The 4,381-nt window shown below is 71.2% G+C and carries 2 protein-coding genes; both read right to left on the minus strand.

Annotated elements, in window-relative coordinates; all coding sequences use genetic code 11:
• On the minus strand, positions 1-3,085 hold a 3,085-nt coding region (locus tag IEX97_RS12680), incomplete at its 3' end, for a UvrD-helicase domain-containing protein (protein WP_188883475.1).
• A partial coding sequence (locus IEX97_RS12685; protein ID WP_188883476.1) for a PD-(D/E)XK nuclease family protein occupies positions 3,082-4,381 on the minus strand: 1,300 nt, incomplete at its 5' end. The genes IEX97_RS12680 and IEX97_RS12685, both read right to left, overlap by 4 nt.

The following is a 4,381-nucleotide window of genomic DNA, read 5'->3' on the forward strand; positions in this document are numbered from 1 at the left end:
CGCCGGCCGGCAAGGGCTGCCCGCCCGCGTCGCCGGCCGCCGCGCGCAGCGCCCGGTACAGCCCCGTGAGGTCGCCTGCCGCGGCCGCGGCTGCCCCGACCATGGTGCCCGTGCCGGCCGCCGGCAACGGTTGTGTATCGTCCCACACGCACAGCGACAGTAAAGCCGCCTGCGCCGCGTCCGGGGACACGCAGCGCACCACCGCCGGGAGCAACCAATCGAGGTACGTCCGCGCGGAGACCATCACGTCCACAGGCAGCGGCTTCCCGCCGGAGGCGTCCGCCACCGCCCGGGCCCGCTCCACCTGACGGCGCGCGTCACGGCAGGAGCCGACGAGGACCAGCTTGTCGCGCGCGCGCGTCATCGCCACGTAGAGGATGCGCGCCTCCTCGGCCAGGGATTCCGTCCGCTCCGCGTGCTCAATGGCGATGTAGGGCAGGCTCTTCCACCGCCGCACCCCTTCCTCGTCGACACACTGCGGACCGAGGCCCAGGTCGCGGTGCAACAGGCAGGCGCTCCCCCGCGACGACAGGCGAAACTGCTTGCCGAGGTCCATCACGAACACCACGGGAAATTCGAGGCCCTTGCTCTTGTGGATGGTCATGACGCGGACCACGTCTTCGTGTTCGCCGAGCGCCCGCGCTTCACCGGTGTCCAGCTCCGCCGCCAGCGCGCGCGCCGCGAACGCCACGAACCCGAACACCCCGTCCACCGATGTCCGGTCAAACCAGCGCGCCCGGTCCAACAGCAGCTCCACGTTCGCACGCCGCGCGAGCCCCCCCGGCATGCCGGTCAGGTACGACCACAACCCGGTGTCCGCGAGGACTTGCCGCAGCACCGCCTCCGCCCCGGCACGGCGGGCGAGCGTGCGCCACGCGTCGAGTTGCGCCAGGAAGCCGCGGCAGCGCGCGGCCAATTCGGCGTGGACGCCCGCGCCGCGGGCAGCCTGCGCCACCGCATCGAAGTAGTTGCCGCGCGCCGCCAGCCTGATCTGCGCGAGGTCGACGTCGGTGAACGCGAACATCGGCGATCGCATCAGCGCCACCAGCTCAATCTCCCGCCTTGGGTTGTCGATGGCGGCGAGCGCCGACAGCAGCCAGCGCACCTCCAACGCCTCGTAAAAGCCGCTCGACGTGACGCCGTACGCCGGGATGCCCGCGCGGGCGAGCACCTCCAGGACACGGTTCATCCGTCCCGCCGCCGACCGCAGCAGGATGACGATGTCCCGCCAGCACAGCGGCCGGTAACGCCGCAGCTCCTTGTCCCATACCTGGCGCCGCGCTGAGCCGGGCAGGCGGCCCATCCAATGCTGAATCTGCCACGCGACGAGCGCCGCCTCCCGTTCGAGCGCGGCCAAGTCCTCGCCCGCCAACGCTTCTCTGTCCGCGCCGCCGCCCGCCGCAGCATCGCCGTCCACCGCATCGCGATCCGCCGCGCTGCCATCGTCTTCCTGCGCTACGACTTCCGCATCCGCATCCACGTCTGCAACCGCTTCCTCCGCGTCCCCGGCGCCGTTGCGCTCGATGACGTGTACCTCCACGGCGCCGCCGAGCGCATCGCCCGGCGCGTCGTCCGCTTTCCTGCCTGCGCGCATGCGGGCGCGCTCATCGTAGTCCAATCCGCCAAAGCCGCGCGTGAACCACTGGGCGAACAGGAAATTCACCGCCGCCACGACCTCGGGCCGGCTGCGGTAGTTGTCCTGCAGGTCGACGACCACGCCGCCCCGGCCGCCGGACAGCGTTTCGTACGCGCTGAGAAACAGCCGCGGTTCGGCCATCCGGAAGCGGTAGATGCTCTGCTTGACATCGCCGACGACAAACAGGCTTCCCGGCCGGGCGACGGCCCGGAGGATGGCGTCCTGGATGGGGCTGATGTCCTGATACTCGTCGACGAACACCTGGACGATCTCGTCCCGCAGGCGCAGCGCTTCTCCGCTCTCCGGGTCTTGCAGCACGGCGAGGGCAAAGTGTTCGAGGTCGTGGAAGTCCACGGCGCCCAGCCGCCGCTTGCGGGCTTGGTAAGACGCCATAAACGCCGTGACGAAATCCACGAACGCCGCGACGTCCGGCGCCAGCTCCCGAATGTCCGCCGCCCATTCAGCCTGCGGGCGGGAAAGCACCTCGAGGACCGTCCGCACCGCCTCCTTCGCCCTGGCGCGCGCCGCCTTGACCTCCTCCTTCCAAGGGCTGTCGCCCGCCCGCACGCGCCGGTCGAGCTCCGCAGCCGCCGCGGCCGCGGCCGCGAGCACGCCGTCCCAGTCGCACGCCGCGGCCGCTTGGAGCGCGGACCCAAGCGCTTGTGCCGCCTGCACCAGCGCTTCGGCGTACTTCTTGAGCGTGGCGTCCCGCGCCGCCAAGGCGGCCCCGTCATCCGCCTGTCGCCGCGCCGCCGCCAAGTGATGCGACACCCAGGCGAACACCGCCGGCCGCCAGGGGGCGAGCGGATCGGAAGCGTGTTTTTCCGCCGTGAACCGATCCGCCACGCCGCGCAACCAACCGCATGGGTCCGGTTGGCTGCGGGCAAACGCCGCCACCTGTTCGACGAGCGGAAACCATCGCGCCGGGTCCTCCGCCTGAAAGCGCGCGAGCATGCGCCAAAATCGCGGATCGTCTTTGGCGAGCGCTTCTTCCAGGCACGCCTGCAACAACTCCGCGCGCAACAACTGCGCCTCGTCGTCCTCCAGAATGCGAAACCCGGGCTCGAGGCCGAGGCGCAAAAAGTGGCGGCGCACCATGTCGAGGCAGAAGCTGTGCAGGGTGGAGATGCGCGCCTGCTCGAGCAGAGCCAGCTGCCGGTACATCCGCCGCGCCAACGCTTCTTCGTTGCGCGCGCGGGCGTCCGCCAGCGCCTGCATCAGCCGCTGCCGGATGCGATCCCGCATCTCGGCGGCGGCCGCCTCCGTGAACGTCACGATGAGCAACTGGGTCAAGTCGTGGCCGTCCTCCACCAGGCAGCGGAGCACGCGCTCCACGAGCACGGTGGTCTTGCCGGAGCCCGCACCGGCCGACACCAGCATGTCGGCCCCGCGCTGCTCGATGGCTTGGCGCTGCGCCAAAGACCATTGCGTCTGTGGGTCTGCGCTCACGGCGTTCCCTCCTCTGCGGCCCACTCGCCCAGCCGCCGTTTCGAAAAGGATGGCAAGCGCCGGTACAAGCCTGCGTCCCAACGAGGATCCATCTGGCACACGGCGCGGTAGGGACAAGTGCGGCAGGCGGTCTCCTCATGCCCAATCCGGTACGGGGCGATGGCGGTCTCGCCGTCGAGGATGCGGCGCCCGAACGACCGCACGTGCTGCCACGCCCGCTCGACCACGAGCCGCCACAAGGGAGCGGGCAAGGCGTCGGCCGAACTGGCGAGCCGGTCCTGCCGCGTGTACACCTGCTTGAACAACTCCGTGGCCTCGCCTTGGAGCAACCGCCAGTCGTGCCATCCGACCAGCGCCCGGTCGTCGACGAGCAGGCCGCTCGCCCGCATCGCTTTCCAGGCCGCAAGGCGCGCCGCGGCCGGAGCATCCGGCGCCGACGTCAGCTTGACCTCCCGCACGACGGGGAGATAGAGCATGGACGCCGGTTCGGCATCCCGCCCGAAGAGCGATCCCGCCTGCGCCATGACCACCGCCGCGTACACGGGCAACTGGATCTGCAGGCCGTGCGCCAACCGCGTGAAGTCGATGCCGCGCGGGCTGCTCTTGTAGTCGATGATGCGAAACGCCAGCCTCCCGTCCGCTTCCACCGTGTCGATGCGGTCAATCCGCCCGCGCAGCCACACCCTGCGGCCGTCGCCGAGATCCACCGCGACCTCTGGCTGGCCTTCCTCGCCAAACACCCATTCCACGAAGCGCGGTACGAACGCCCCGTAACGCGCGTGGCGGGTGAGCACCACCGCGGCCGCCGCGAGGGTGCGGGCGGCCTCCAGAACCTGCGCGCGCCTCGCCGCCCGCCGCTGCCAGGCGGCGTACCGCGGCTCAGCCAACAGCCGCGACACGACGTTCGCCATGGCGGCGGCCGCCGCGTCGTCATCGAGCTGCCGCCACCGCTCCATATCGGTCCCCTGCTCGCGGACGAACGCAGCGAGCGCGTCATGGAGCAAACTCCCGCGCTGCGCGGCGGTGATGTCGGGACCGTCCGGTTCGCGCAAACCGAGCCCGTACGCCGCGAAGTGGCGAAACGGACAGGCGGCGAACGCTTCGAGGCGCGACACCGCGAGGCAGAGCGGCTGGCCGTACAACGCCTCCGCCAAGGCGGGCGGAAGCCCGGGGCTTGCCGTCCGGTGTCGGAACCCGCGCAAAGCGAAGCGCAGCTGCTCCCGGCGGCCGCGCGGCACGAGGTGCCAGGCGACGACGGCCGCCGCGGCCGCGGCCGCGGCAGGCTCGTGCACCCCG

This window comes from Paenalicyclobacillus cellulosilyticus, from assembly GCF_014647315.1.
GTDB classification, from domain to species: Bacteria; Bacillota; Bacilli; order Alicyclobacillales; family Alicyclobacillaceae; genus Alicyclobacillus_J; species Alicyclobacillus_J cellulosilyticus.